This window comes from Kosakonia sp. MH5 (assembly GCF_009935945.1).
In the GTDB taxonomy this organism is placed as follows: Bacteria; Pseudomonadota; Gammaproteobacteria; order Enterobacterales; family Enterobacteriaceae; genus Kosakonia; species Kosakonia radicincitans.
In genome coordinates, this window is sequence record NZ_QODH01000002.1 from 590,474 (window position 1) to 617,329 (window position 26,856).

Here is a 26,856-nt window from a genome sequence, read left to right on the forward strand (position 1 = left end):
CGAGCGGTGAGAGGTGCGCCTCTCACCCTTCCAGCACGCCTCCTGCCACCATTTTCAGCAGATAGTTTTGCGGCCAGTGCGCCGTCAACCCGGTCTCTTTCAACTCCCGACGAACGCTTTCCACATCATGGCGCTGACTATAAAGCAGCAGCCCGACCACACTTCCGCTGTGGGCAACATTCAGTCCATACAGATCGCAACGTTCCACCAGATCGAGCAGGGCGGGAAACGCCGGTTTTGGCAGCAGCGTCTGGCTGGCAATTGCGCTTAACGTCGCAGCTTCTCCCAGCCGCGCGGCATCATTTTCCCCGCAGGCTTGCTGCAACAGGCGCCATGCATTATCCAGAGTATGGGCATTTTCCAGCAGTGCCTGCTGGCGTGGCAGACGATGATAAGCGGCAGTGGTCAGGGTTAGCGGACTTTCAAGCAGCAGCACGTCGCACTCCGGCAAACCGCCGCAGGTAATCTGCGTTGCAGCGGTATTGTGATCGAACAGCGTCAGGCGCGAAAAGATCGTGCTGTCGGTCGGCTCCAGCGCCACGCACAGTTGCGCCAGTGTTTTCTCATCCAGCGGTTGCTCAAGATGACGGGCCGTTGCCACGGCGGCGGCGGCAATATCCGCGGTGCTGCTGGCCATGCCTTTGGCCAGTGGAATGGTAGAGCGGCACTCGATGCATAATGCATGCGTCAGTGTGGCTGGTAGCTGCCAGTGCGCCAGGAGTTGGTTAACCATACGACGCATCAGTGGTCGTTCATCCAACCGAGGTTTGCCGTATGTGACTTCGACACTGCTGTACCAGTCCACCGGACAGGAGACCAGTTTTTCACCTCCCAGGATCCAGCCCTGGATTATTTCACCGCACGATGCGGGAAAGTGTGCCAACGCCACGCTGTAACTCCCTTCACAATCAAAGCCAGGATAGTGTCACTTCGACCCGGCGAACGCCAGAATTTCGCGCAATGTAGATTTCTCGCAGACCCGCTATTTCTGCAAAGTTTTTCGCCAGATCTGTCAACTGACACCGCAGACATTTCGTCTGCGAAATAATGCAAATTATAAGGGCGATTAAATTTCCGTTAGCAATATTTTGTTATTCCGTATGTGCTTGAGAACTTTCTGAAGCCTTAATATGCCGGGGGGGATGAAAAGGGTGAGCAATAAATTGTCATAGCGCAACAAATTATTATTTGCTCAAAGATAAACTGAATCCGTTTTTATTTCCCTGCTGCGATATAGTTCGTACAGGGAAAAATCAGGGTAATAATGACGTACCGTGATTAAAAATCTATCAGGTTTGCCGCAACTGTATTTTGCGGCTGGGAAGGGGGTGTAAATCCCCCGCAGCCCCCGCTGCTGTAATGCTGACGACCCCGTAATCGCCACTGATCGTAAGATCGGGAAGGGCGGGTGAGGATGACGCTAAGCCAGAAGACCGGCCTGATGGACATTATCAACAACTTCGGTGGGAAGTGGGTTGCTCAGTAGCGTGCGGTCGAAAGACCGGGTCAACACGCGTCCTGGCTCCGTTCTTCCTGCCCGCTACGGGGTTACAGGAATGTCAGACAGACGCAGCGCCTTTATTCTTGCCGGAACCGGCAGCGGCTGTGGGAAAACCACCGTCACGCTCGGGCTGCTCACCGTGCTGCAACGTCGTGGTTTACTCGTGCAACCCTTCAAAGTGGGGCCGGACTACCTCGACACCGCCTGGCATAGCGCCGTTACCGGCGTGGCTTCCCGCAATCTCGACAGCTTTATGCTGCCGCCGTCTGCGTTAAATGCGCTGTTTCGCCAACATTTCACCGCTGCCGATGTCGCCGTCATTGAGGGCGTAATGGGGCTTTACGATGGCTACGGCACCGACCCTAACTATTGCAGCAGTGCGGCGCTGGCAAAACAGCTTGCGCTTCCGGTGATCCTGCTGGTTGATGGCAAAGCCGTATCCACCTCCATTGCCGCCACGGTGATGGGTTTTCAGCACTTTGACCCGCAGTTGCGCATTGCCGGAGCGATCGTCAATCGGGTAAACAGCGACAGCCATTTTCAACTGTTGAAACACGCCATTGAGCATTACTGTGACTTGCCGGTGCTGGGATATGTTCCTGTTGATCCCGGCGTGGCGCTGCCGGAACGTCATCTTGGTCTGATCACTTCCCGCGAGTCGGTCGTCGACGCGCAGCCATGGCAGGAGTTTGCCGCACGCCTGGAACAGACCCTTGATATTGACCGCTTACTTGCTCTGAGCAAGACCACCACGCTGCCGCAGGGTGAGCTTCCTGCCATGCCCGCGCCAGAGGCGGGCGCAGGGCTGACGCTGGCGCTGGCCGACGACGAAGCCTTCAACTTTTACTACGCCGATAATCTGCAACTGCTTGAACACACCGGCGTACGCATCGTGCGTTTTAGCCCGCTGCATGACCATGAGTTGCCCGCATGCCAGATGCTGTGGCTGGGCGGCGGCTACCCGGAGCTACACGCGCGCGTGCTGTCGGCAAACCAGCCGATGCGGGATGCCATTCTCGCTGCGCACCGGCGTGGTGTGGCGATCTATGCCGAGTGCGGCGGCCTGATGTATCTCGGCGATACGTTGCTGGATGCCGCAGGTGATGAGTGGCCGATGGTCGGTGCCATCCCCGGTTACAGCCGGATGGGCAGTAAGCTCACCCGCTTTGGTTACTGCGAAGCCCGCGCAACGCAGCAGACCTTACTTGCTGCCGAAGGGGAAACCCTGCGCGGCCACGAGTTTCACTATTCCGATTTCACCCCGCGCGGCGATGCCGTGCTGGCGTGCCATAAAACGCGCGATGGCGAAGTGCTGAAGCGCTGGCAGGGCGGCTGGCAGGTGGGCAACACCTTTGCCAGCTATTTACATCTGCATTTCGCCCAGCGTCCAACGATACTGGAACACTGGTTTGCTGCCGCAAGGAGCGCGTCATGACGTTGCTGGCCTGGTGTGTCGCATTTCTGCTCGATCGCTTACTTGGCGACCCGCCGCACTGGCCGCATCCGGTACGCTGGATCGGCGCGTTGATTAACCTGGTACAAAGCGCCGTCCGCCGAGTGTGCCGCAGCGATACCGCGCTGCGCATCGGCGGCGGGGTGATGTGGCTGTTGGTAGTGGGCATCACCTGGAGCGTTGCCTGGGGCGTGCTCGCGCTAGCGCAGGCAATCCATCCGTGGTTCGGCTGGTGCGTGGAGGTGTGGATGATTTACACCCTGCTTGCCACGCGTTGTCTTGCGGATATGGCGCGGGAAGTGGAGCAGGCGCTGCGCTTCTGTTCGCTTGCCGAAAGCCGCGAAAAGCTGTCGTGGATTGTCGGTCGTGATACCGCGCAGCTCCAGCCGCCGCAAATCACCCGCGCGGTAGTGGAAACCGTCGCGGAAAACACTGTCGATGGTGTTATCGCGCCGCTGTTCTTTTTACTGCTCGGTGGCGCGCCGCTGGCAATGGCCTACAAAGCGGTCAATACCCTGGATTCGATGGTGGGCTACAAGCATGAAAAATACCGCGCGATCGGCATGGTCAGCGCGCGGCTGGATGATGTCGCCAACTTTATCCCGGCGCGTCTGAGTTGGCCGTTACTCAGTATGGCGGCATGGCTCGCAGGTAATGATGCGGGCAATGCGCTGCGTATCGGTTTTCGCGATCGGCGCAACCACAGCAGCCCCAACTGCGCCTGGCCGGAAGGTACCGTGGCCGGGGCGCTTGGCGTGCGGCTTGGCGGGCCAAATGACTATTTCGGCCAGCGAGTCGAAAAACCGTGGATTGGCGATGAGCTCCGCGCCATCACGCCGGATGACATTCCCCGTACCATTCGCATGATGTGGCTTGCCGCCACGCTGGCGCTGGCACTGTTTGCGCTGATACACCTTGCCCTCGTGGGCGCATAAGGATGAAGACGATGGATTATTTGCAGCAACCGCAGGCTATTGAAGCCAAAAGTTTTGTCATTATCGGCGAGATTATCCAGCAAACCCGCCCCGATTTTCGTTTTGCCAGCCCGCTGCATGAAGCGGTAATCAAACGGGTCATCCACACCACCGCTGATTTCGACTGGCTCGATATTCTGTGGTTTTCCAGTGATGCGCTGCAACGTCTGTGCGGGGCGATAACGCAAGGCTGCACCCTTTATACCGACACCACAATGGCGCTTTCCGGCATTAATAAGCGGCTGCTGGCGGAGTTCGGCGGCGAAGTGCGTTGCTACATCTCCGATCCGCGCGTGGTGCGTAAAGCCAAAGAGGAGGGGATCACCCGTTCGATGGCGGCGGTCGATCTGGCGCTGACGGAAGCAGAAGAGAAAATCTTTGTTTTCGGCAATGCGCCCACGGCGTTGTTCCGCCTGCTGGAACACAAGGTGCCGGTCAGCGGCGTGGTCGGTGTGCCAGTCGGTTTTGTTGGCGCTGCGGAATCGAAAGAGGCGCTGGTAGAGAGCGGTTTGCCCGCCATTGCCGCGCAGGGTCGCAAGGGCGGCAGCAATGTGGCGGCGGCGATTATTAATGCGCTGCTCTATCACTTGCAGGCGGCGCAATGAGCCAGGCCTTCGACGACCCGGTGTGGCACAACGGTAAAGCCCTGCGCAAAGGCTATACCACCGGTTCCTGCGCCACCGCAGCGGCAAAAGTCGCGGCGTTGATGGTGCTGCGCCAGCACATTATTCACCAGGTCTCGATTGTCACCCCCTCCGGCGTCACCCTGCATCTGAATGTGGAATCGCCGCATATTGAAGGTCAGCAGGCGATTGCCGCCATTCGCAAAGACGGCGGCGACGATGTGGATGCCACCCACGGCATGCTGATCTTTGCCCGCGTCACGCTCACCGAGGATGACCAGATTGTTCTGCGCGGCGGTGAAGGCGTGGGCACCGTCACCCGCAAAGGTATTGGCCTCGCTGTGGGGGAAGCGGCGATCAACCGCACGCCGCGCCAGACCATCGAAGCCGCTGTCCGCGAAGTGATTGGCCCCACGCGCGGCGCGCAGGTGGAAATTTTCGCCCCGGAAGGCGAAGAGCGGGCGAAGAAAACCTACAACGGCAGGCTCGGCATTCTTGGCGGTATTTCGATTATCGGTACCACCGGTATCGTGACGCCAATGTCGGAAGAGAGCTGGAAACGCTCGCTGTCGCTGGAGCTGGAGCTAAAACGCGCGGGCGGAATGGAACGGGTGATCCTCGTCCCGGGCAACCACGGCGAACGCTTCGTGCGTGAGCAGCTTGGCGTCTCCGGCGAGCTGGTCGTGACGATGAGCAACTTCGTTGGCTACATGATTGAAGAGGCGGTGCGTCTGGGCTACCGGCAGATCGTGCTGGTCGGCCATCCCGGCAAGCTGGTGAAAATCGCCGCCGGTATTTTTCATACCCACAGCCATATCGCGGATGCGCGGATGGAGACGCTGGTCGCACACCTGGCGCTGCTCGGCGCGCCACATGATCTGCTGCTGAAGGTCAGCGACTGCGACACCACCGAAGCGGCAATGGAGTACATCGATGCTGCCGGGTTCAGCCATCTTTACACGCATCTGGCGCAGCGGATCTGCCTGCGCATCGCGCAGATGCTGCGTTTCACGCAAAACCCGCCGCAGTGTGATGCGGTGCTGTTCTCTTTTGATAACAAAGTGCTGGGCGCGAATCGCCCGGTTGAAGAGATTGCCGGAGATCTGAAATGTTGACCATTGCCGGCATGGGGCCGGGTAACCTCGCGCTGATGACGCCGCAGGCGCTGGAGGCCGTGGCGCAGGCCGACGTGCTGGTCGGCGGCAAACGCCACCTGGCGCAGTTTGCCGATTTTCGCGGTGAAGTTCGCGTACTGGATGCTGACATCCCCGGCCTGCTGACGTGGCTTGAGCAGCAACAGCAGCGGCGCGTGGTGGTGCTGGCTTCCGGCGATCCGCTGTTTTACGGCATCGGCACCCGGCTGGTGGCGCATTTCGGTATCGGGCAGTTGCGCATTATTCCCGGCATCAGCGCCGTGCAATATCTCTGCGCGCGCACGGGTATCGATATGAATGACATCTGGCTCACCAGCAGCCACGGGCGGGCAGTGGATTTCGACGCGTTAGCCCGCGCCCACAAAGTGGCGATGGTCACTGACGCAAAGTGCGGACCAAAAGCGATTGCAGAGGCATTGCTGGCGCGCGGCGCAGAAAAGTGCTGGCTGGTGATCGGGGAAAACTTAGGGCTGGACGATGAGCGCATCCACCGGCTGCGTCCGGCGGAAGTACAGGCCGAATATGCAATGAATGTGGTGGTGATCCTCAATGAAAGATGAGCTGTTTATCCGTAGTGAAAAGGTGCCGATGACCAAAGAGGCGGTGCGTGCGCTGGCGCTGTCGAAGCTGGAGTTGCATCGCGCGCAGCACCTGATCGATATCGGCGCGGGTACCGGCAGCGTCAGCATTGAAGCGGCGCTGGCGCACCCGGGCTTGCAGGTCACCGCCATCGAGCGTAACCCGGCGGCGCTGGGCCTGCTGGAAGATAACTGCCTGCACTTTGGCTGTCGCAACATTGCCATCGTCACCGGCGCAGCGCCGCTGTTTGTCGAGCGGCTTGCCGATGCGGTGTTTATCGGCGGCAGCGGCGGCAACCTGGCGCAACTGATTGACTGGTCGCTGGCGCAGCTTCACCCCGGAGGACGGCTGGTGATGACCTTTATTTTGCAGGAGAACCTTAACAGCGCGCTCTCACACCTGCGCACCCGCCGGGTTGCCGGGCTGGATTGCCAGCAAATCCAGGTCTCCCTGCTCACCGGGCTGGGCAGCGGTCATTACTTCAAAGCGAATAACCCTGTCTTTTTGATTTCCTGCGAAAAGGAGAAGCAGCATGCCTGATAACGCTGATGCACAAACGGTCTGGTTTGTCGGCGCCGGGCCGGGCGATCGTGAACTGATCACCCTGAAAGGCTACCGGCTGTTGCAACAGGCTCAGGTGGTGATTTACGCCGGATCGCTCATCAACACCGAGCTGTTGGAATATTGCCCGGCTGGCGCGGCATGTCATGACAGCGCCGAACTGCATCTTGAGCAAATTATCGACCTGATGGAAGCCGGAGTGAAAGCCGGGAAAGTCGTGGTGCGTCTGCAAACCGGCGATGTTTCGCTTTACGGCTCGGTGCGCGAGCAGGGTGAAGAACTGACCCGGCGCGGCATCCGCTGGCAGGTCGTGCCGGGCGTCAGCGCGTTTCTCGGCGCGGCGGCAGAATTGGGCGTTGAGTACACCGTACCGGAAGTGTCGCAGAGCCTGATCATTACCCGCCTGGAAGGGCGTACGCCGGTGCCGGAGCGCGAGCAGCTTGAATCCTTCGCCAGCCATCAGACGTCGATGGCTATCTACCTTTCCGTGCAGCGCATCCATCGCGTGGCGGAGCGCTTAATCGAAGGCGGCTACCCGCAGACCACGCCGGTGGCGGTGATTTACAAAGCCACATGGCCACAGAGCCAGACGGTACGCGGCACGCTGTCGGATATCGGCGACAAAGTGCGTGAAGCTGGCATCCGTAAAACCGCGCTGATCCTCGTTGGCGCATTTCTTGGCGAGGAGTACCACTACTCGCGGCTGTATGCGGCGGATTTCAGCCATGAATACCGTAAAGCCTGAATCGATTGCGCTGTTCTGCCTGACGCCGGGCGGCGTGGCGCTAGCGAACCGTCTGAAAGCGGTGCTGCCGATGACCTGTTTTACCAGCGAGAAGCTGCTCACCGACGGCTTTCAGCCTTTTGCAGGCAGCTTTGCGCAGACCTTGCGCGAGGCCTTTTGCCACTACCCGGCGGTGGTGTTTATCGGCGCAACGGGCATTGCCGTTCGGGCGATTGCTCCGCTGGTCAACGACAAATTTCTCGATCCGGCGGTGATCGTCATTGATGAACGCGGCCAGCATGCGATCAGTCTGCTTTCCGGCCACTACGGCGGCGGAAACGCGCTGACGCGTTATCTGGCGGGCGTACTGGATGCCGATCCGGTGATCACCACGGCGACCGACGTAAACGAACTGGCGGCGCTGGACACGCTGGCCTGTCAGCTTGATGCGCGGATGGAGAATTTTCGCGCGGCGGTAAAGACCATCAACCACATGCTGGTCAGCGGTAAACGCATCGGCCTGTGGTGTGAAGAGGCGCTGCGTGAGGAAGTGGCAAGCTGTGATACGCGAGGTTTTATCCCCGTCACGTGCCTTGACGCTCTGCCGGAACTGGACGGGCTGGTCTGCGTCTCCATTCGGGCGCAACTGCCTGCGCTGCCCGTGCCGGTGTTTAAACTGGTGCCAAAGCGCGTGGTCGCGGGGATCGGCTGTCGGCGCGATACGCCGTTTGCCTTGCTGTCGGCGTTACTGCAACGCCAGTTGCAGGCGCAGGCCTTCGATCCGCTGGCGCTGCGGGCGATTGGCAGCATCAGCTTAAAGCAGGATGAGAAAGGGCTACTGCAACTGGTGGAGAGCCTGCGGGTGCCGTTTGAAATTTTTACCGCGCAGGCGCTGCGTGAGCACGAGCATCGCTTTCCAGCCTCGGACTTTGTCCGGCAGACCGCAGGCGTGGGTAGCGTTTCCGGCCCGGCAGCCTGGCTGATGAGCCAGGGGCAACTGGTTGGTGAGACCCTGCGGGAGCAGGGCGTGACAATTACTTTGGGAGTTTCGCACTGATGTTAACGGTAATCGGGATTGGCCCCGGCTCACAGGCAATGATGACCATGGAGGCCATCGACGCGCTACAGGCAGCGGAAATTGTGGTGGGCTACAAAACCTACACGCACCTCGTCAAAGCCTTCACCGGCGATAAGCAGGTGATCAAAACCGGCATGTGCAAAGAGATTGAACGCTGCCAGGCGGCGATTGAGCTGGCGCAGGCCGGGCATAACGTGGCGCTGGTCAGCAGCGGTGACGCCGGGATCTATGGCATGGCCGGGCTGGTACTCGAACTGGTCAACAAGCAACAGCTGGATGTGGAAGTGCGGCTGGTGCCGGGGATGACCGCCAGTATCGCCGCCGCTGCACTGCTGGGCGCGCCGTTGATGCACGACTTCTGCCATATCAGCCTGAGCGACCTGATGACGCCGTGGCCGGTTATCGAAAAACGCATTATCGCAGCCGGCGAGGCGGATTTCGTTATCTGCTTCTACAACCCGCGAAGCCGGGGCCGCGAAGGGCATCTGGCGCGGGCATTCGAACTGCTGGCGGCCAGCAAAAGCGCCAACACGCCGGTGGGCGTGGTGAAATCTGCCGGGCGCAAAAAAGAGGAAAAATGGCTGACCACGCTCGGCGAGATGGATTTTGCACCCGTTGATATGACCAGCCTGGTGATTGTCGGTAACCGCGCCACCTATGTGCAAAACGGTCTGATGATCACTCCGCGAGGCTACACCCTGTGATGGCAGGCGAGGTGCTGGTGATTGGCGGTACCAGCGATGCGCGGCTGATTTGCCAGCAACTGGATGAAGCCGGAGTGCGTTACACGCTGTCGGTTGCCACACCGACCGGTGCGCAGCTGGCGGGCAACATTCGCGGTCAGGTGCGCTGCGGACGGCTGGAGCTGGGCGAGATGGTTACCTGGCTCAAACAGAACGGCACGCGCTGGGTGATCGATGCTTCGCACCCCTACGCCGACGTGGTCAGCCGCAATATTGCCCATGCCTGCAACGCGGCACAGGTGTTGCTGAGCCGCTATCAGCGCCCGGAGCAACAGCCGGAGCTGCAACATCCGCTGCTGCTCAACGTCGCCACACTGGAGGAAGCCTGCGACAAAGCCCGTAATCTGGGTGAGCGTATCTTGCTGACCACCGGCAGCAAAGATCTGGCGCGCTGGCGCGACGGATTGCCGGGGAAAACGCTGCTGGCGCGGGTGCTGCCCGTGGCGGATGTGCTGGCGCAGTGCGCAGAACTGGGTTTTGGCGTGGGGGAGGTCTTCGCGCTGTGCGGCCCGTTTAACGCTGAATTTAACGCCGCGTTTTATCGCCAGTACCGCGTTGAGGTGATGATCACCAAAGCCTCCGGCGCGGAAGGCGGTTATCTGGAAAAAGTACAGCCTGCGCTGGATGCTGGCATCCCGTGCATTGTGATTGCCCGGCCGCAACCGCTGGTCGTGGGCGATGAGTTACTCAACAGTCAGGATGACTTTGCCGGACGCTTGCAACGCTGGCTGGCGGCACAGTGAGGAGAACAGAATGAAGAAAGCCCTTCTGGTGGTGAGCTTTGGCACCAGCTATCGCGACACCTGTGAAAAGAACATCGTCGCCTGCGAGCGCGATCTGGCGGCAAGCTGCCCGGATCGTGCGCTGTTTCGCGCTTTTACCTCCGGGATGATCATTCGCAAGCTCAAACAGCGCGACAACCTGCATATCGACACGCCGCTGGAGGCGCTGCAAAAGCTGGCGGAGCAGGGGTATCAGGACGTGGCGATCCAGTCGCTGCACATTATCAACGGCGACGAATACGAAAAAATCGTTCGTGAAGTCCAGACACTGCGCCCGCTGTTCAAACGGCTGGTGATTGGCGCGCCGCTGCTCAGCAGCCACGACGATTATCTGCATCTGATGCAGGCGCTCTCCCGGCAGATGCCGCAGGTCGCGGCCGATGAGCGCGTGGTGTTTATGGGTCACGGCGCCAGCCATCACGCTTTTGCCGCTTACGCCTGCCTCGACCATATGATGGCGGCGTACCGTTTTCCGGCGCGTGTTGGCGCGGTGGAGAGTTACCCGGAAATCGATCTGCTGATCGACGGCCTGCGTCATGAAGGGGTGAAAGCGGTGCACCTGATGCCGCTGATGCTGGTGGCGGGCGACCATGCGATCAACGACATGGCGTCCGATGACGATGATTCGTGGAAGACGCAGTTTGAGCGCGTCGGTATTGCCGCGACGCCGTGGTTACAGGGCTTAGGCGAGAATGCCGATGTGCGTGCGATGTTTGTCCAGCATCTGCATCAGGCGCTGGCGCAAGTGATGGAGGCCGCAGCATGAGCGGTAAACTTTACGCGCTGAGCACCGGTCCAGGTGCTACCGATCTGATCACCGTGCGCGGCGCGCGCATTCTTGGAAAGCTCGATGCGCTGTATGCCCCGGCCGGGCGCAAAGGCGGCGACAGCCTGGCGCTTTCCATTGTGCGCGAGTACCTCGGCGCGCAGACCGAAGTACGCTGCTGCCACTTTCCAATGAGCGCTGACAGCGCAGAAAAAGAAGCGGTGTGGGACGAGGTCGCCGCCGCGCTGGCAGCGGAAGTGCGGGCCGGTAAACAGGTGGGGTTTATTACCCTCGGCGATGCGATGCTGTTCAGCACCTGGGTATTCCTGCTGCAACGGCTTGGCCAGCCGCAGTGGCTGGAGATTGTACCAGGCGTCACGTCGTTTGCCGCCATTGCCGCGCGTGCGCAGGTGCCACTGGCGATGGAGCAACAGTCGCTGGGCGTGGTGTCCTGCACCGCGCCGGAAGATGAAATCCGCCAGGCGTTACAGCAACACGACAGCCTGGTACTGATGAAAGTCTATGGCCGTTTTGCCCGTATCAAAGCGTTGCTGGCGCAAGCGGGGCTGCTGGAGCACGCCCTGATGATGGCGGAAGCCACCCTGCCCGGCGAGCAGTGCTGGCGGCAGCTTAGCGAGGTTCGCGATGACCAGCCGCTGCCCTATTTTTCGACCATTCTGGTGAATAAACAGTGGGAGAGAAGATGAAAACGCAACAACTGAAACAGTTGTCCTGCAGCGGGCTTGCCGCGGCGCTGCTGCTGATGGTGGTGCCGCAGGAGGCCTTCGCCATGCACATTATGGAGGGGTTTCTGCCGCCGATGTGGGCGCTGGCGTGGTGGGTGCTGTTCCTGCCGTGCCTGTGGTACGGGCTGGTGTGTCTGCGCCGCATTGTGGCAGACGATACCAACCAGAAGGTACTGCTGGCGCTGTGCGGTGCGTTTATTTTTGTCCTGTCGGCGCTGAAGATCCCGTCGGTGACCGGCAGCTGCTCGCACCCGACCGGCGTCGGGCTGGCGGTAATTTTGTTTGGCCCCGGCGTGGTGGCGATTCTTGGCGCGATTGTGCTGCTGTTTCAGGCGCTGTTGCTGGCGCACGGCGGGCTGACCACGCTTGGCGCCAACGGCATGTCGATGGCGGTCATTGGCCCTGTTGTCGGCTATGTGGTGTGGAAACTGGCCTACCGGGCGGGTTTCCGCCGCGATGTGGCGGTGTTTCTCTGCGCCATGCTGGCAGATCTGGCGACCTACTTCATTACCTCGCTGCAACTGGGCGTGGCATTCCCGGATCCACAAACTGGGGCAACTGGCTCTATCGTGAAATTTATGGGCATCTTTTGCCTGACGCAAATTCCGATTGCCATCGCGGAAGGGTTGTTGACGGTGATGATTTACGATCAGCTCACCAAACGACAGTTGATCGCCGGGGTATTAAGATGAAAAAGACCCTGATTCTGCTGGCAATGGTGATCGGCCTGATGGTGCTGCCGTTCTTTATCAATCACGGCGGTGAATATGCTGGTTCCGACAACCAGGCGGAAAGCCAGATCCTGGCGATTGCGCCCCATTACCAGCCGTGGTTCCAGCCGCTGTATGAGCCAGCAAGCGGCGAAATTGAAAGCCTGCTTTTTACCCTGCAAGGCTCGATTGGCGCAGCGGTCATTTTCTATATCCTCGGTTATATGAAAGGCAGGCAGCGTGATCGCGAACGGTCTTGATCGGCTGAGCTACCAGAGCCGCTGGTTTCACGTTGCGCCGGAGCGTAAATTTATGTTCTGGTTGCTGATGATGGTGCTGGCCTTTTCTCTGCCGCCATTCGGGCAGGGGGTGTTGCTGGTGGCGCTGGCGATTTTTACCTGCTGGCTGCTGCGCGTCTCACTCTGGCGCTGGCTGCGCTGGATGGCTCTGCCGATGGGCTTTTTGCTGGTTGGCGTGGTGACGATTCTGTTCAGCGTGACGCGCGAGCCGCAGCAGCTGTTGTACGGCGTGCATCTCGGCAGCATCTGGATCGGCGTATCGCCGCAGGGGCTGGCATCAGCCAACAGCACGTTATGGCGCAGCCTCGCCGCGCTGGCGGCAACCTTCTGGCTTGTGCTCAATCTGACCTTTCCGCAACTGATTGTCTTGCTTAAACGCGGGCGCGTGCCGCGATTGCTGACCGAGCAGATCCTGCTCACCTGGCGCTTTATCTTTATCCTGCTCGAAGAGGCGGCGGCGCTTCACCGTGCGCAGACGCTGCGCTTTGGTTATCGCACCTTACCGCTGAGCTACCGCTCACTGGCGATGCTGGTGAGCCTGTTATTTACCCGCGTGCTGCTACGCTACAAAGCGATGGCGACCACGCTGGATATCAAACTTTATCAGGGTGATTTTCACCTGTAGGGACGAGGCATGCTGGCATGTGAAAATCTGTGGTTCAGCTACCAGGATGCGCCGACGCTGAAAGGGCTGACGCTCGATTTTTCCCGCCAGCCGGTGACCGGGCTGGTCGGTGCGAACGGCTGTGGGAAATCGACGCTGTTTATGAACCTGAGCGGTATCCTGCGCCCGCAAAAAGGGGCGGTGCTGTGGCAGGGAAAACCGCTCGATTACAGCAAGCGCGGGTTGCTGGCGCTGCGCCAGCAGGTGACTACTGTATTTCAGGACCCCGATCAGCAGATTTTCTATACCGATATCGACAGCGACATCGCTTTCAGCCTGCGCAACATCGGCGTAGAGGAAGCGGAGATCGCGCGCCGCGTTGATGATGCCCTGACGCTTGTGGATGCGCACTCCTTCCGTCAGCAGCCAATCCAGTGCCTGAGCCACGGGCAGAAAAAGCGCGTTGCCATCGCTGGCGCGCTGGTGATGCAGGCAAAATATCTGCTGCTGGATGAGCCCACAGCGGGTCTTGATCCCGCCGGGCGCGCGCAGATGATCGCGATCATCCGCCGTATTGTCGCGCAGGGGAATCATGTGGTGATCTCCAGCCACGATATTGATTTGATTTATGAAATTTGTGATGCAGTCTATGTGCTGCATCACGGCGAATGCCTGACGCAGGGAACGCCCGGCGAGGTGTTTGCCCGCCGCGCGCTGGTTGAGAAAGCCGGTCTGACGCAGCCGTGGCTGGTAAAACTGCACAGCGAGCTGGGTTTGCCGCTGTGTAAAAGTGAAGATGAATTTTATGCCCGCATGCGGGCGATGCGGGTTAAGGAGGCGTCATGACGCTGGCAATTATGTTGCAGGGCACCGCCTCAGATGTAGGTAAAAGCGTGCTGGTGGCCGGGCTGTGCCGCATTTTTTATCAGGATGGGCTGAAAACCGCCCCCTTTAAATCGCAGAATATGGCGCTCAATTCCGGTATCACGCCGGATGGCCAGGAGATGGGGCGCGCGCAAATATTCCAGGCGGAAGCGGCGGGTATCGTGCCGGATGTGCGTATGAACCCGGTGTTGCTTAAACCCACCAGCGACCGTAAAGCGCAGGTGGTGTTGATGGGCAAGGTGGCGACCGACATGGATGCCGTCAGCTATCACGACTACAAACCCCATCTGCGTGCTCAAATTATGCGCGTCTGGCAAAGCCTGGCGCAGGAATACGAGGCGCTGGTGCTGGAAGGGGCAGGCAGCCCGGCGGAGATCAACCTGCGCGATCGGGATATCGTCAATATGGGCATGGCGGAGATGGCAGCCTGCCCGGTTATCCTGGTGGCGGATATCGATCGCGGCGGCGTTTTTGCGGCCATTTACGGCACGCTGGCGCTGCTCCAGCCGCATGAACGCTGGCGAGTAAAAGGGGTGATCATCAATAAATTCCGCGGCGACGTCGCGCTACTGACGCCGGGCATAAAACAGATTGAAGAACTGACGGGCGTTCCGGTTATCGGTGTGATGCCGTGGCTGGAGGTCGACCTCGAAGATGAAGATGGCGTGGCGCTGCAACGTGGCAAATACCTGAACACCGCCGAGCGGGCGTTGGATATTGCGGTGGTGCAGTTTCCGCATATTTCCAACTTCACCGATTTTAACGCGCTGGCGGCGCAGCCGGATGTACGCGTGCACTATGTCCGCTCGCCCGATGCGTTGCAGGGCGCGGATCTGGTGATTTTACCGGGCAGTAAAAACACCCTTGGCGATCTGAACTGGCTGCGCGAAAGCGGGCTGGCGAAAGCGGTGCTTGCCAGGCATCGCGCGGGCGTTCCGACGATCGGCGTTTGCGGTGGTTATCAGATGCTCGGCGAGACGATCGTCGATGAGGTGGAATCCGGGCTGGGTACGCAGCCGGGGCTGGGGTTGCTCAATACCGTGACCCATTTCGCACAGGATAAAACCACCACGCTTGTTGAGGCCCGTTTGCAGGAGACGCTGCCCGGCTGGCTGGCGAACTGCGCCGGGCTGGCGCTGCGCGGATATGAGATTCATATGGGCGAAACAACGTTGCAAAGCGGTTGTCGTCCGGCGCTGTGGTTAGAGAAAAACGGTCAGCGCGTGGCGGATGGTGCGGTCAGCGATGACGGTCTGGTGTTTGGCACTTATCTGCACGGCCTGTTCGACAGCGATGCGTTTACCCGCGCGTTGCTGAATGGCCTGCGCGAGCGTAAAGGATTGGGGCCGCTCGATATCGCCGTAAATTATGCCGATTATAAAGCGCAGCAGTTTGATATCCTCGCCGACGCCATGCGCAAGCATATCGATATCGATCGTATCTACCAGATTATGCAGCAACATCAGGAGCAAACATGTTAACCCTTGTTACCGGCGGGGCGCGCAGCGGCAAGAGCCGCCACGCCGAGTCGCTGGTTGCAGACGCCAGCCGCGTACTCTATATCGCCACTTCGAAGATCTTTGATCAGGAGATGGCGGCACGTATTGCGCACCACCGGGCGAGCCGTCCGGCCCACTGGCGTACCGAAGAGCGCTGGCAGCAGCTGGCGGAAATCATTACTCCCGACAACGATAGCCGCGAAGCCGTGCTGCTGGAGTGCATCACTACGCTGACGACCAATATGCTGTTTGCCTTTGGCGGCGAGAGTGACCCGGAACAGTGGGATTACGCCGCGCTGGAAACGCAGGTGCAGCAGGAAATTGAGGCGCTGATAGCCGCCTGCGCGGCCTGCCCGTCGCCGGTGGTGCTGGTCACCAATGAAGTGGGGATGGGGATTGTGCCGGAAAACCGCCTCGCGCGGCATTTCCGCGATATTGCCGGGCGTGTCAATCAGCGGCTGGCGCAGGCGGCGGATCACGTCTGGCTGGTGGTGTCCGGGATAGGAGTCAAAATCAAATGAAACTGTTCTTCGCCACGCTGTCATTTATCAGCCGTCTGCCGGTGCCGGAGCGCTGGGTGCAGGGGCTGGATGTCGCCGATTATGTGCGCGGGATTGTCACTTTTCCCCTCGTCGGCGTACTGCTGGGCGCTATTAGCGGCGGCGTACTGGTGATATTGCAGCCGTGGTGCGGCGCACCGCTGGCGGCGCTGTTCTGCGTGCTGGCGCTGGCGTTGCTGACCGGCGGGTTTCATCTTGATGGCCTTGCCGATACCTGCGACGGCGTTTTTTCCGCCCGGCGGCGCGAGCGGATGCTGGAGATCATGCGCGACAGCCGTCTCGGCACGCATGGCGGTCTGGCGCTGGTGTTTGTGCTGGCAGCGAAAATCCTCACTCTTAGCGAACTGCAACTGCGTGACGCGCCGATGATCGCGGCGCTGGCGGCGGCCTGTGCCGCCGGGCGCGGCTGCGCGGTGCTACTGATGTTCGGTCATCGCTACGCCCGCGAAGAGGGGCTCGGCAATCTGTTTATCGGCAAAGTGTCGGGGCGCGATACGTCAGTCACGCTCATCATTACCGCGCTGGTCACGCTTGGGCTGCTGGGCGCGAAAGGGATCGTGGCGCTGCTGGTGACTCTGGCGGCGGTATTTCTGCTCGGGCAGATGTTGAAGCGCACGCTTGGCGGGCAGACCGGCGATACGCTCGGCGCCGCCATTGAGCTTGGCGAACTGATTTTTCTTCTGGCGCTGTTATAAACAGCCCACAACATAATGAGAAACAGCATGCAGACATTAACGACATTACTGGCAAGCATTCCGGTACCCGATGACGTGGCGATGGCGCAGGCCCGGGTTCATCTGGATGGTTTACTGAAGCCGCCAGGCAGCCTGGGGCGACTGGAAGCATTAGCGGTACAACTGGCCGGTATGCCGGGGCTGAATGGTACGCCGCAGATAGCTGAAAAAGCGATTGTGGTGATGTGCGCCGATCACGGCGTCTGGCATGAAGGCGTGGCGATTTCACCGCAGGTGGTGACCGCAATTCAGGCGGCGAACATGACGCAAGGCACCACGGGTGTTTGTGTGCTGGCGGCGCAAGCTGGAGCAAAAGTGCACGTACTGGACGTCGGTATTGATGCCGATCCGATCCCGGGCCTCGTCAATATGAAGGTAGCGCGCGGCAGCGGGAATATCGCCAGCGGCCCGGCGATGAGCCGCAGTCAGGCGCAGGAACTGCTGCTGGAAACGATGCGCTATACCCGCGAGCTGGCAGCGCAGGGCGTGACGCTGTTTGGCGTCGGCGAACTGGGGATGGCCAACACCACGCCAGCCGCAGCGATTGTCAGCGTGCTGACCGGTGAAGAGCCGGAATCGGTGGTGGGTATTGGCGCCAATCTGCCGGAAACGCTGCTCGGGCATAAAGCGCAGGTGGTGCGCAGAGCCATTGCGGTGAACCAGCCGGATGTTGCCGATGGCCTTGATGTGCTGGCGAAAGTGGGCGGTTATGATCTGCTTGGCATGACCGGGGTGATCCTCGGCGCGGCAACCTGCGGTTTGCCGGTGGTGCTCGATGGTTTCCTCTCTTACGCCTCGGCGCTGGCCGCCTGCCGTATCGCGCCGCAGGTGAAGCCGTATCTGATCCCGTCGCATCTCTCAGCCGAAAAAGGTGCGCGCATTGCGCTCGAACATTTAGGCCTGGAGCCCTATTTCAATATGGGCATGCGACTGGGGGAAGGCAGTGGTGCGGCGCTGGCGATGCAACTGGTGGATGCTGCCTGCGCGATTTACAACAAGATGGGCACGCTGGCGGCGAGCAATATCGTATTACCGGAAACGAAATAGAATTTTGCCGGATGGCGCGAAGCGCTTATCCGTCCTGTGAAGCGGGTTCGCTTACCGTAGGCCGGATAAGGCGAAGCCGCTATCCGGCAACTCACCCTTCCTGTTGCATCACCTGCAACAGCGTATCCAGCAGCCCCGGGAAGCAGGCGTCCAGATCTTCCCGGCGCAGCGAAATCATATTTTCCCGCCCCTGCGGGCGCTGCCAGACCACGCCGCTGTCGCGCAGTACGCGCCAGTGATGCGTCATGGTCGATTTCGCCACATCCTGCGGCCGCAACGTATTACAGCTCAGTTCAGCCCCATCGGCGAGCCGTTTGATCATCGCCAGGCGCAGCGGGTTGCCGAGGGCGAAGAGCACATTTTCCAGGCGGAATTGCTCACGTTCTGGGTGGTTAGCGATCATAATATTCCTGTGTGGCGATGGCCTGGTGTAAGAACGTCGCGGCCGGGCCGGTACTATACGCAAACTCGATTTTTAAAGCCACGACCTCAATCGTGGCCCAACCAATCGTAATAATAGCAAAAATAGTTCGAATATACTCGTACAGTTGTACTATGATACATGCCAATGAACTGCGGCCAATTCCGGCCGTGAACTGATAGTCAAATGACTAAGGACGCATCATGCCCCGACCCATCCCCCTCGAACGTTATCGCAACATCGGTATCTCCGCGCATATCGATGCCGGTAAAACCACTACCACCGAGCGCATCCTGTTTTACACCGGGATGAGCCACAAGCTGGGGGAAGTACACGATGGCGCGGCAACAACCGACTGGATGGCGCAGGAGCAGGAGCGCGGGATCACCATTACTTCCGCTGCAGTGAGCTGCTTCTGGCCCGGTATGGACAGAAGTTATGAGCCGCACCGCATCAACATTATCGACACCCCCGGGCACGTGGATTTCACCATTGAAGTGGAACGTTCCATGCGCGTGCTCGACGGCGCAGTGATGGTGTATGACTCGGTAGGCGGTGTGCAGCCGCAATCGGAAACCGTCTGGCGCCAGGCCAACAAATATCACGTGCCGCGTCTGGCTTTCGTCAACAAGATGGACCGCCCCGGTGCGGATTTCTTCCGCGTGGTGCAGATGATGATCGATCGTCTGAAAGCCAATCCGGTGCCGATCGTCATCCCGATTGGCGCTGAAGAGCATTTCACCGGCGTAGTGGATTTGATCAAAATGCGTGAAATCATCTGGGATGACGCCACGCAGGGTATGGTTTTCAGCTACGCGCCAGTGCCGGAAGAATTACAGGCAACCGCGCTGGAGTGGCGTGAAAAAATGGTCTCTGCGGCGGCGGAAGCCAGCGAAGAGCTGATGGATAAATATCTGGAAACCGGTTCGCTGGACGAAGCCGACATTATTGCCGGTCTGCGCAAACGTACGATCGCCGGTGAGATCCAGCCGATGCTGTGCGGCAGCGCCTTTAAAAACAAAGGAGTGCAGCGCATGCTTGATGCGGTTGTCGAACTGATGCCGTCGCCGCTGGATATTCCTGCCATTCAGGGCGTGGATGAAAAAGGCCAACCGGCGGAACGTCACCCGAGCGATGACGAACCGTTCTCGGCGCTGGCGTTTAAACTGATGACTGACCCGTATGTCGGCCAGCTCACTTTTATCCGCGTCTATTCCGGCGTGCTGAAAAAAGGCGATGCGGTCTACAACCCGGTTAAGGGTAAGAAAGAGCGTATCGGGCGTATCGTGCAGATGCATGCCAACGATCGTCATGAAGTGGATGAACTGCGCGCGGGCGATATCGCAGCCTGTGTCGGGCTGAAAGATGTCACCACTGGCGATACCTTAAGTGACCCGGATGCGGTGATCACGTTGGAACGTATGGAATTCCCGGAGCCGGTGATTTCGCTGGCTATCGAGCCGAAAACCAAAGCGGACCAGGAAAAAATGGGTATCGCGCTGCAACGGCTGGCCTCTGAAGACCCGTCATTCCGTCTGCACACGGATGAAGAGTCCGGCCAGACGATCATTTCCGGTATGGGCGAACTGCATCTGGAGATTATCGTCGACCGTATGAAACGCGAATTCGGCGTGGAAGCGAACATCGGTCGCCCGCAGGTGACTTACCGTGAAACGCTGCGTAAAACGGTGAAAGACATTGAAGGCAAGTTTGTTCGCCAGTCCGGTGGTAAAGGGCAGTATGGCCACGTGGTGCTGACGCTCGAACCGCTGGAGCCGGGTAGCGGCTTTGTCTTTGAAGACGCCACCAAAGGCGGCGTGGTGCCGCGCGAGTATATTCCATCCGTGGAGAAAGGGCTGCGCGAAGCCATGAACAGCGGTGTGCTGGCCGGTTATCCGGTGGTGGATGTGAAAGCGACGCTGACCTTCGGTTCCTACCACGATGTCGACTCGTCGGAAATGGCGTTCCGCATGGCGGCCATCTTTGGTTTCAAAGAGGGCGCGCGCAAAGCGGATCCGGCTATTCTGGAGCCGGTGATGCATGTGGAAGTGGAAACGCCGGAAGAGTACGCCGGTAACATTATGGGCGATCTCTCTTCCCGTCGCGGTATGGTGCAGGGCATGGAAGAGCGCTTCGGCAGCCAGATTATCCGCGCTGACGTGCCGCTGGCCGAGATGTTCGGTTACTCCACCACGCTGCGATCCATGTCGCAGGGGCGTGCAACCTACAGCATGGAGTTCCACCACTACGCGGAAGCGCCGCGCAATGTGGCGGATGAGATCATCGCCAGCCGCGCCAAAGCCTGACATGATATTCTGACCCCAAACCCCGCTGCGGCGGGGTTTTTTATTGCCCGTACAGTATTCGCTACGCACGATAAACCGGTCGCGCTCGTTTTATCGCTGCGTCATAACGTGCTGTAAAAAAGCAGAAAATGCACAAAGCGGGCTATGCTTATCCTGTCTTCGCCGTTTTTAAGGAATGCTGCCATGCGCCGTGTAAAACTGCTTTGCTGCCTGCTTGCCCTGATCTCCACCCGCGCTGCGCTGGCGGTCAGCTACCCTTTGCCGCCCGAGGGCAGCCGGCTGGTGGGAAGCCCGCAAACCATCACTATCGAGCAGGGCAATACGTTGCCGCTGGAAGCCTTTGCCGCGAAATACGGGCAAGGGTTGAGCAATTTGCTGGAAGCGAACCCCGATGCTGATCCGTTCTTGCCGAAAGCGGGTTCGCAGCTGATTATTCCGCAGCAGATCATCTTGCCCGATACGGTACGTGAAGGCATTGTTGTCAACGTCGCGGAGATGCGCCTCTACTATTACCCGAAAGAGAGCAACACGGTGGAGATCATGCCGATTGGCATTGGTCAGGCGGGGCGCGAAACGCCGCGCAACTGGGTTACCGCAGTGGAACGTAAACAAGAAGGGCCGACCTGGACGCCGACGCCAAACACCCGTAAAGCCTATGCTGCAGAGGGGAAAACCTTGCCCGCTTTTGTGCCCGCCGGGCCGGATAACCCGATGGGGCTGTATGCCATCTATATCGGCAAGCTGTATGCCATTCACGGTACTAATGCCAACTTCGGTATTGGTTTACGCGTCAGCCAGGGCTGTATTCGCCTGCGTAATGCAGATATCAAATATCTGTTTGATAACGTTCCGGTCGGGACGCGCGTGCAGGTTATCGATCAACCGGTGAAAATGACCACCGAGCCAGACGGCAGCCGCTGGCTGGAGGTTCACGAACCGCTCTCGCGCAATCGCACGGAATTTGAATCCAGCAATAAAGTTCCGCTCCCGGCCACGCCGGTACTGCATGCGCTGATGAAAGGCGATGAGGTTAATGCCAGCCGGGCATCAGCCGAGCTTGAACGCCGTTCAGGGATGCCGGTGAATATCAGTATTCAGACCGGGCAGATTGATAAACAGCGCCTGTAGCGGCGCGATTTTAGTATTGAAATATCCTGAAAAATAAAATCCACAAAGTGAAGTAATTGTGGGTTATTTATGTTTTTATTTTTGTTGAATAATGATTTTGTTATTTCGTTTTATTTCAACGCACGGAATGTCAATATAAAACGCTGCGGCCGGACGGTAGGATACTCCTTCCTGTCCTGTATTCGTGTTCCGGCCCAAGGCAATAAAGTAATGAGAATTCCGGCAGTAAATAAACAAGCCATGACCTTACTGGCTTCTCTGGTATTAACCAGTTGCGCCACATCTGAGGGGCTTCACACTCACAACAAAATGTTAAACCCGGATTCGCTGGCGGCGAAAAATACCCTGTCGCAGGTCACGTTAAGCCCGGCAAACTGGCCCAAAGGCAACTGGTGGCAGCGTTTTAACGATCCGCAACTTGATGTGCTGATCCGCGACGGACTCGCGTCCAGCCCCAGCTTGCAGGAAGCGAACGCCCGTGCGGATCAGGCCAATGCCACGGTAGTCAGCGCCAGAGCAGAGCAACTACCTGATATTAATATGGATACCAGCATTACCCGTTCCCGCGTCGCGCGCGTTGATGATCCTTTGCTGGTGGGTAAAACTTACAGCACGCTGCGCACCGCCTCGCTCAGCACCAGCTACACGCTGGATTTATGGGGCGGTAAGAAAGCGGCCTGGCAGGCGGCGTTAGGCAATGCCAAAGCGGCGGAGCTGGATAAACAAGCTGCCGCGCTCAGTTTATCGGCCAATATTGCCCGCGCATGGAATAATTTAAATGTCGACTGGAAATTAGAAAAAATAGCGGCCGCTAATGCCGAACGTCTGGCAAAAATAAGCGATATCCAGCGTCAGTTTTATCACGGTGGTATTTCACCGGAATATCAATATAAACAGGCAATGGCTAACGATAAAGATGCGCAGACCGCATTATTACAGGCGCAGGAAAATGTCACCGCAGCGGGAATTAAGTTATCCACGCTGGTCGGTAAGGGACCGGATTATTGGCACCATCTGAAACCGTCAGAGAGCAATCCGGCAATGCAAACGACGCTGCCGTCGACGATTCCGGCTGAGTTAGTCGGGCGCAGGCCGGATGTGGTTGCCGCGCGCTGGCGCGTTGAAGCGGCGGAAAAACAGATAAAAGCCACGAAAACCGAGTTCTACCCCAATATCAACCTCGTTGCCGAAGCCGGGACGCGCAATCTTCTCGGCGATGCGTTTGTCGGCGCGCCGAGTCGGTTTTTCAATGTCGGGCCGACGCTTTCGCTGCCGATTTTCGACGGCGGGAAACGGCGGGCGGATTTGGCGGGCAGCAACGCAGAGTGGGATCTGGTGGTCGCTCACTATAACAGCCTGCTGATTTCATCACTGGGCGATATCAGCACTTCTATTGTGAATCTGAAATCGTTGGAGCAGCAGATTGTACAAACGGAAGATGCCGATAAACTCGCGCACAGTGCGTGGGATGACGTTTCCGCCCAATTTAAAGCCGGATTGCGTCCGTGGCTGGACGTCCTCTCATTACAGGATCAACTGCTGGCGTCAGATCGCAGCGTTGCACAGTTGCAAGCCGACATGATGGACCAGAATATTTTACTGATTGAACAGCTTGGCGGTGGGTTAATTACCCAGCCCGCAAAGGCCATCAATTAATTTGATGCTTAATGTTAAATAAATGATATTTATTTGTATCGGATAGTGCGTAGAGTAGGGGAGTCAAAGGCAGGATAAGCGGGGTATATATCGGTATGCGACCTAAATATATTCCGCCTGCCGCGTTTTTCCTAAAAGGACCCCCGAAACCATGAAAAAGATCGGATTTTTGACCTTTGGTCACTGGACGCCTTCAGCACAATCCGCCACTCGCTCAGCCGCTGATGCGCTGTTGCAATCCATTGATCTGGCGGTTGCCGCTGAAGAGCTGGGTGCGGACGGCGCCTATTTCCGTGTCCACCATTTCGCCCGTCAGCTCAGTTCTCCTTTCCCGCTGCTGGCAGCCATCGGTGCCAAAACCCGCAATATCGAGATCGGCACCGGTGTCATTGATATGCGCTATGAAAACCCGCTCTATATGGCCGAAGACGCAGGCGCGGCGGATCTCATTTCCGGCGGTCGCCTGCAACTGGGGATCAGCCGGGGTTCACCGGAGCAGGTGATTGATGGCTGGCGCTATTTCGGTTATCAACCTGCCGAAGGCGAAAGCGAGGCCGACATGGCGCGTCATCGCACCGAAACGCTGCTGGAGATCCTGAAGGGAGAAGAGTTCGCTACGCCAAATCCGCAGCCGATGTTTCCGAATCCGCCGGGGCTTTTACGTCTGGAACCCTATTCTGCAGGCTTGCGCGAGCGTATCTGGTGGGGGGCAGGTTCAAATGCAACCGCTGCCTGGGCTGCAAAACTGGGGATGAATTTGCAAAGCTCGACGCTGAAAAATGATGAAACCGGCGAGCCGTTCCACATTCAGCAGGCGCAGCAGATCCGCGCGTATCGTGCGGCCTGGGCGGAAGCGGGGCACCAGCGTACGCCGCGCGTTTCCGTTAGCCGCAGCATTTTTGCGTTGATGGACGATCGCGACCGCGCTTATTTCGGCAGCAGCCGCAACGATCAGGACCAGGTGGGTTTCCTTGATGAGAAAACCCGCGCGATCTTTGGCCGTAGCTACGCGGCAGAGCCGGAAAAACTGGTTGAAATGCTGAAACAGGACGAGGCGATTGCCGAAGCCGATACCCTATTGTTGACCGTGCCGAATCAGTTGGGCGTTGATTACAACGCGCATGTTATCGAATCAATTCTTAAACATGTGGCCCCGGCTATGGGCTGGCGCGATTAATATGAAAAAACAGGCGTGAAATATTGCGTGAGTTCACAAAATAACGCGACGGAGTGATTCGTCGCTTGTCAGTGAATTAAAAGCCAGTATCCTGTCGCAGGACAAACTGGATTGCTACCGTATTATTCTCTGACCAATACGGGCAAAACCTGAATCGTTTTTCTGAGCATTGACTGCCTGGAAAAATGATTCAGGTTTTTTTTTGGAGTTTTGAAATGATATCGGATTTTCCTCAGGAGGGATGAACACGTAAAAATACCAATGGCCTGTCAGTTCAGGTGAAGCATGAAATACCCTGATAGTCGTTGCGGGATATTTCATGGGCGGCTCTTGTTTCCGCAATGAATGATTCCAGCCATACACTATTTGCGGCAAATAACCAGTCGTTCATTTTACTGGTACAGATAATTAATTACCTGATGTCGATTCAGTTCATCAGGCGGAGTTGTATTGCCTGAATATCTACCCAGCTCATGTTAATCAACCCATTTATTACCAGGGATAACAGGAACAAAAAGATGATAAATAAAAAGCATCAACTGAAATGGATTGCTCTATTAATATCCTCTGCGCTGGTTTCCGCCAGCGCCGACGCTGCAAAACTCTCTGTTGAACAGCGTCTGGAATTACTGGAAAAAGCACTGGCGGAAAACCAACAGGAATTACAGGCCACGAAGCAAGAGCTGCGGCAATATAAAATCCGGTTCGACAGGCAGCCGGATCCTGCCCGTGGAGCGAACGCTGTCGCCAGTAATAAACCCGCCGATAAAACGCATGCGGCAACATCTGCGCCTGGCGACGCTACGCCAGTGCATTCTGCAGCGGTCACCGGCGCGACTCCGGTACAAGAGGTGACGCTGGCGGACATCAGTAAATATGTGAAAAACGATCTCGGCTTCAGTTATACCGGCTACTTCCGCTCCGGCTGGTCGACCGGAACGCGCGGCGCGCCGAAGTCTTACGCCATTGGTTCCCTGGGGCGGTTCGGCCAGGAAAACAGCGCCTGGTTCGACCTGCAATTGTCGCAGAAAGTCTACGATGCCGGCGGCAAGGTGGCGAAAGCCGTGGTCATGCTGGATGGCAACGTTGGCCAGCAATATAGCGCGGGCTGGTTTGACAGCACTTCGGAAAATCTCCTGCAATTCTCGGATATCTATCTGACGACCAAAGGGTTCCTGCCGTTTGCGCCGGAAGCGGATTTTTGGGTCGGTAAACATAACCTGCCGGTGTATGAAATTCAGATGCTGGACTGGAAAAGCCATCGCACGAACGCCGGTTCTGGTCTCGGCATCGAGAACTGGCAGCTTGGCCCCGGCAAGCTGAATGTAGCCGTCACACGCGAAGATGTTAATGCCCACGCGGTCGATTATGCGACCTCGGGCAATACGCAGCAGGTTAACGCCAACAGCGCAGAGGTGCGCTATAAAGATATTCCGCTGTGGGAGAAAGCCACGCTGGAAGTATTTGCGCGTTATGCGATGCCGAATGAAACCGACAGCAACCATAAAAATGAAGATAACGGCAGCTATTACAGCGTCAAAGATGCCTGGCATGGCGGTTTAATTCTGCGGCATAAGTTTAACGACGGCGGGTTTAACGAATTAACGCTCCAGGGAGCGGATAATTCCATCGCCAGCGGCTTTGCGTTAATTTCGGATTCTAACCCAACGTACGGTTATAACGATCAGTATTATGGCGAGCATAGTTACGGCAAAGCCTTCCGCATGATTTCTCAGGGCGAGAATTATTTACGTCCGGATGTGATTATGGCGCATGCGCTGGTCTATGCGCACGGTAATGATATTTACGACTACAACACCGGTGCGCATACTGATTTTAATTCCGTTCGTGCGGTGGTTCGCCCGGCGTATATCTGGGATAACTTTAATCAAACTGGCGTGGAACTTGCTTGGTTCGATCAGAAAAATAAAACCGGCGGCAATGAGTATCATGAATCCGGTTATAAAACTACGCTCTATCATGCGCTGAAAGTGGATACCAGCCTGTTGACCTCACGCCCGGAAATTCGTTTCTATGGGACGTATCTGAAGGTGAACGATAATGGCATCAGCCAGTTTGAATTTGCCGATGCGAAAAGCGATCAGTTCACCGTCGGCGTCCAGGCGGAAGTGTGGTGGTAATAACT

At 58.0% G+C, this 26,856-nt stretch carries 27 protein-coding genes and 1 riboswitch; of the genes, 25 read left to right on the forward strand and 2 right to left on the reverse strand.

The features are described from left to right. Positions 1-22: 22 nt before the first annotated feature. Positions 23-889 (reverse strand): L-threonine kinase, encoded by an 867-nt coding sequence (locus DK872_RS09095; protein WP_161518255.1) that lies wholly within the window; start codon positions 887-889, stop codon positions 23-25. Positions 890-1,274: 385 nt separating this feature from the next. Continuing rightward, positions 1,275-1,457: riboswitch (cobalamin riboswitch) on the forward strand. Positions 1,458-1,556: 99 nt separating this feature from the next. Here DK872_RS09095 and DK872_RS09100 point away from each other — a divergent pair. Genes DK872_RS09100 through cobT form a run of 20 tightly spaced genes read left to right on the forward strand, consistent with a single transcriptional unit; the run spans position 1,557 to position 18,022 of the window. Beyond that, positions 1,557-2,936, forward strand: a complete 1,380-nt coding sequence (locus DK872_RS09100; protein WP_161518257.1) for a cobyrinate a,c-diamide synthase — start codon at positions 1,557-1,559, stop codon at positions 2,934-2,936. Further along, positions 2,933-3,889, forward strand: coding sequence for an adenosylcobinamide-phosphate synthase CbiB (gene cbiB / locus DK872_RS09105; RefSeq protein WP_007371316.1), 957 nt, complete (start codon positions 2,933-2,935; stop codon positions 3,887-3,889). The genes DK872_RS09100 and cbiB overlap by 4 nt, the downstream gene beginning before the upstream one ends. Before the next feature lie 11 nt (positions 3,890-3,900). Continuing rightward, positions 3,901-4,533: a cobalt-precorrin-8 methylmutase gene (locus DK872_RS09110; protein ID WP_007371317.1), complete on the forward strand. Its 633-nt coding sequence runs from the start codon at positions 3,901-3,903 to the stop codon at positions 4,531-4,533. Continuing rightward, the gene (gene cbiD / locus DK872_RS09115) at positions 4,530-5,666 is read left to right on the forward strand and encodes a cobalt-precorrin-5B (C(1))-methyltransferase CbiD (RefSeq protein WP_007371318.1); all 1,137 of its coding nucleotides are present in this window, start codon (positions 4,530-4,532) and stop codon (positions 5,664-5,666) included. Before DK872_RS09110 ends, cbiD begins: the two co-directional genes overlap by 4 nt. Beyond that, positions 5,660-6,265 carry a cobalt-precorrin-7 (C(5))-methyltransferase gene (locus DK872_RS09120; RefSeq protein ID WP_007371319.1) on the forward strand — a complete coding sequence of 202 codons (606 nt, stop codon included), beginning with the start codon at positions 5,660-5,662 and terminating at the stop codon, positions 6,263-6,265. The genes cbiD and DK872_RS09120 overlap by 7 nt, the downstream gene beginning before the upstream one ends. After that, positions 6,255-6,824 carry a decarboxylating cobalt-precorrin-6B (C(15))-methyltransferase gene (locus DK872_RS09125; RefSeq protein ID WP_007371320.1) on the forward strand — a complete coding sequence of 190 codons (570 nt, stop codon included), beginning with the start codon at positions 6,255-6,257 and terminating at the stop codon, positions 6,822-6,824. The genes DK872_RS09120 and DK872_RS09125 overlap by 11 nt, the downstream gene beginning before the upstream one ends. Beyond that, positions 6,817-7,590 (forward strand): cobalt-precorrin-4 methyltransferase, encoded by a 774-nt coding sequence (locus tag DK872_RS09130; protein ID WP_035888698.1) that lies wholly within the window; start codon positions 6,817-6,819, stop codon positions 7,588-7,590. Before DK872_RS09125 ends, DK872_RS09130 begins: the two co-directional genes overlap by 8 nt. Then, positions 7,571-8,626 (forward strand): cobalt-precorrin 5A hydrolase, encoded by a 1,056-nt coding sequence (gene cbiG, locus DK872_RS09135; RefSeq protein ID WP_079517700.1) that lies wholly within the window; start codon positions 7,571-7,573, stop codon positions 8,624-8,626. The genes DK872_RS09130 and cbiG overlap by 20 nt, the downstream gene beginning before the upstream one ends. After that, entirely contained in the window at positions 8,626-9,351 is a 726-nt protein-coding gene (locus tag DK872_RS09140; protein WP_035888696.1) for a precorrin-3B C(17)-methyltransferase, read from the forward strand. Before cbiG ends, DK872_RS09140 begins: the two co-directional genes overlap by 1 nt. Next, positions 9,351-10,133, forward strand: coding sequence for a cobalt-precorrin-6A reductase (locus DK872_RS09145; RefSeq protein ID WP_079517701.1), 783 nt, complete (start codon positions 9,351-9,353; stop codon positions 10,131-10,133). Before DK872_RS09140 ends, DK872_RS09145 begins: the two co-directional genes overlap by 1 nt. Before the next feature lie 10 nt (positions 10,134-10,143). Continuing rightward, positions 10,144-10,938 (forward strand): sirohydrochlorin cobaltochelatase, encoded by a 795-nt coding sequence (locus DK872_RS09150; protein ID WP_035888694.1) that lies wholly within the window; start codon positions 10,144-10,146, stop codon positions 10,936-10,938. Beyond that, on the forward strand, positions 10,935-11,645 hold the full coding sequence (locus DK872_RS09155) for a cobalt-factor II C(20)-methyltransferase (RefSeq protein WP_161518259.1): 711 nt from the start codon (positions 10,935-10,937) through the stop codon (positions 11,643-11,645). The genes DK872_RS09150 and DK872_RS09155 overlap by 4 nt, the downstream gene beginning before the upstream one ends. Further along, positions 11,642-12,376 carry a cobalt ECF transporter S component CbiM gene (gene cbiM, locus DK872_RS09160; protein WP_072439779.1) on the forward strand — a complete coding sequence of 245 codons (735 nt, stop codon included), beginning with the start codon at positions 11,642-11,644 and terminating at the stop codon, positions 12,374-12,376. The genes DK872_RS09155 and cbiM overlap by 4 nt, the downstream gene beginning before the upstream one ends. Next, on the forward strand, positions 12,373-12,654 hold the full coding sequence (locus DK872_RS09165) for an energy-coupling factor ABC transporter substrate-binding protein (protein WP_072439781.1): 282 nt from the start codon (positions 12,373-12,375) through the stop codon (positions 12,652-12,654). Before cbiM ends, DK872_RS09165 begins: the two co-directional genes overlap by 4 nt. Continuing rightward, entirely contained in the window at positions 12,638-13,318 is a 681-nt protein-coding gene (locus DK872_RS09170; RefSeq protein WP_172825400.1) for an energy-coupling factor ABC transporter transmembrane protein, read from the forward strand. The genes DK872_RS09165 and DK872_RS09170 overlap by 17 nt, the downstream gene beginning before the upstream one ends. Before the next feature lie 9 nt (positions 13,319-13,327). Continuing rightward, positions 13,328-14,143 carry an energy-coupling factor ABC transporter ATP-binding protein gene (locus tag DK872_RS09175; RefSeq protein WP_079517703.1) on the forward strand — a complete coding sequence of 272 codons (816 nt, stop codon included), beginning with the start codon at positions 13,328-13,330 and terminating at the stop codon, positions 14,141-14,143. Then, positions 14,140-15,663, forward strand: a complete 1,524-nt coding sequence (locus DK872_RS09180) for a cobyric acid synthase (RefSeq protein ID WP_161518261.1) — start codon at positions 14,140-14,142, stop codon at positions 15,661-15,663. The genes DK872_RS09175 and DK872_RS09180 overlap by 4 nt, the downstream gene beginning before the upstream one ends. Next, complete coding sequence (cobU, locus tag DK872_RS09185; RefSeq protein WP_072439786.1) at positions 15,657-16,202, forward strand: bifunctional adenosylcobinamide kinase/adenosylcobinamide-phosphate guanylyltransferase; 546 nt, start codon at positions 15,657-15,659, stop codon at positions 16,200-16,202. The genes DK872_RS09180 and cobU overlap by 7 nt, the downstream gene beginning before the upstream one ends. Next, positions 16,199-16,936 carry an adenosylcobinamide-GDP ribazoletransferase gene (gene cobS, locus DK872_RS09190; RefSeq protein WP_071921030.1) on the forward strand — a complete coding sequence of 246 codons (738 nt, stop codon included), beginning with the start codon at positions 16,199-16,201 and terminating at the stop codon, positions 16,934-16,936. Before cobU ends, cobS begins: the two co-directional genes overlap by 4 nt. A 27-nt stretch (positions 16,937-16,963) precedes the next feature. After that, entirely contained in the window at positions 16,964-18,022 is a 1,059-nt protein-coding gene (gene cobT, locus DK872_RS09195; protein ID WP_161518265.1) for a nicotinate-nucleotide--dimethylbenzimidazole phosphoribosyltransferase, read from the forward strand. A gap of 91 nt (positions 18,023-18,113) precedes the next feature. Here the strand turns inward: cobT and DK872_RS09200 are convergent, their stop codons facing one another. Beyond that, entirely contained in the window at positions 18,114-18,425 is a 312-nt protein-coding gene (locus tag DK872_RS09200; RefSeq protein WP_007371335.1) for a helix-turn-helix transcriptional regulator, read from the reverse strand. A 221-nt stretch (positions 18,426-18,646) separates the two neighbouring features. Between DK872_RS09200 and fusA the strand changes: the two genes are divergently transcribed. The 5 genes from fusA to DK872_RS09225 all read left to right on the forward strand — a co-directional run bounded on the left by fusA (position 18,647) and on the right by DK872_RS09225 (position 26,851). Further along, positions 18,647-20,749, forward strand: a complete 2,103-nt coding sequence (gene fusA / locus DK872_RS09205) for an elongation factor G (protein ID WP_007371336.1) — start codon at positions 18,647-18,649, stop codon at positions 20,747-20,749. A gap of 183 nt (positions 20,750-20,932) precedes the next feature. Next, complete coding sequence (gene ldtA / locus DK872_RS09210; protein WP_007371337.1) at positions 20,933-21,877, forward strand: L,D-transpeptidase; 945 nt, start codon at positions 20,933-20,935, stop codon at positions 21,875-21,877. Positions 21,878-22,087: 210 nt separating this feature from the next. Then, entirely contained in the window at positions 22,088-23,533 is a 1,446-nt protein-coding gene (locus DK872_RS09215; protein ID WP_161518266.1) for an efflux transporter outer membrane subunit, read from the forward strand. A 151-nt stretch (positions 23,534-23,684) separates the two neighbouring features. Beyond that, positions 23,685-24,710 (forward strand): LLM class flavin-dependent oxidoreductase, encoded by a 1,026-nt coding sequence (locus DK872_RS09220; RefSeq protein WP_007371339.1) that lies wholly within the window; start codon positions 23,685-23,687, stop codon positions 24,708-24,710. Positions 24,711-25,228: 518 nt separating this feature from the next. Continuing rightward, on the forward strand, positions 25,229-26,851 hold the full coding sequence (locus DK872_RS09225; protein WP_161518267.1) for a carbohydrate porin: 1,623 nt from the start codon (positions 25,229-25,231) through the stop codon (positions 26,849-26,851). Positions 26,852-26,856: the final 5 nt, after the last annotated feature.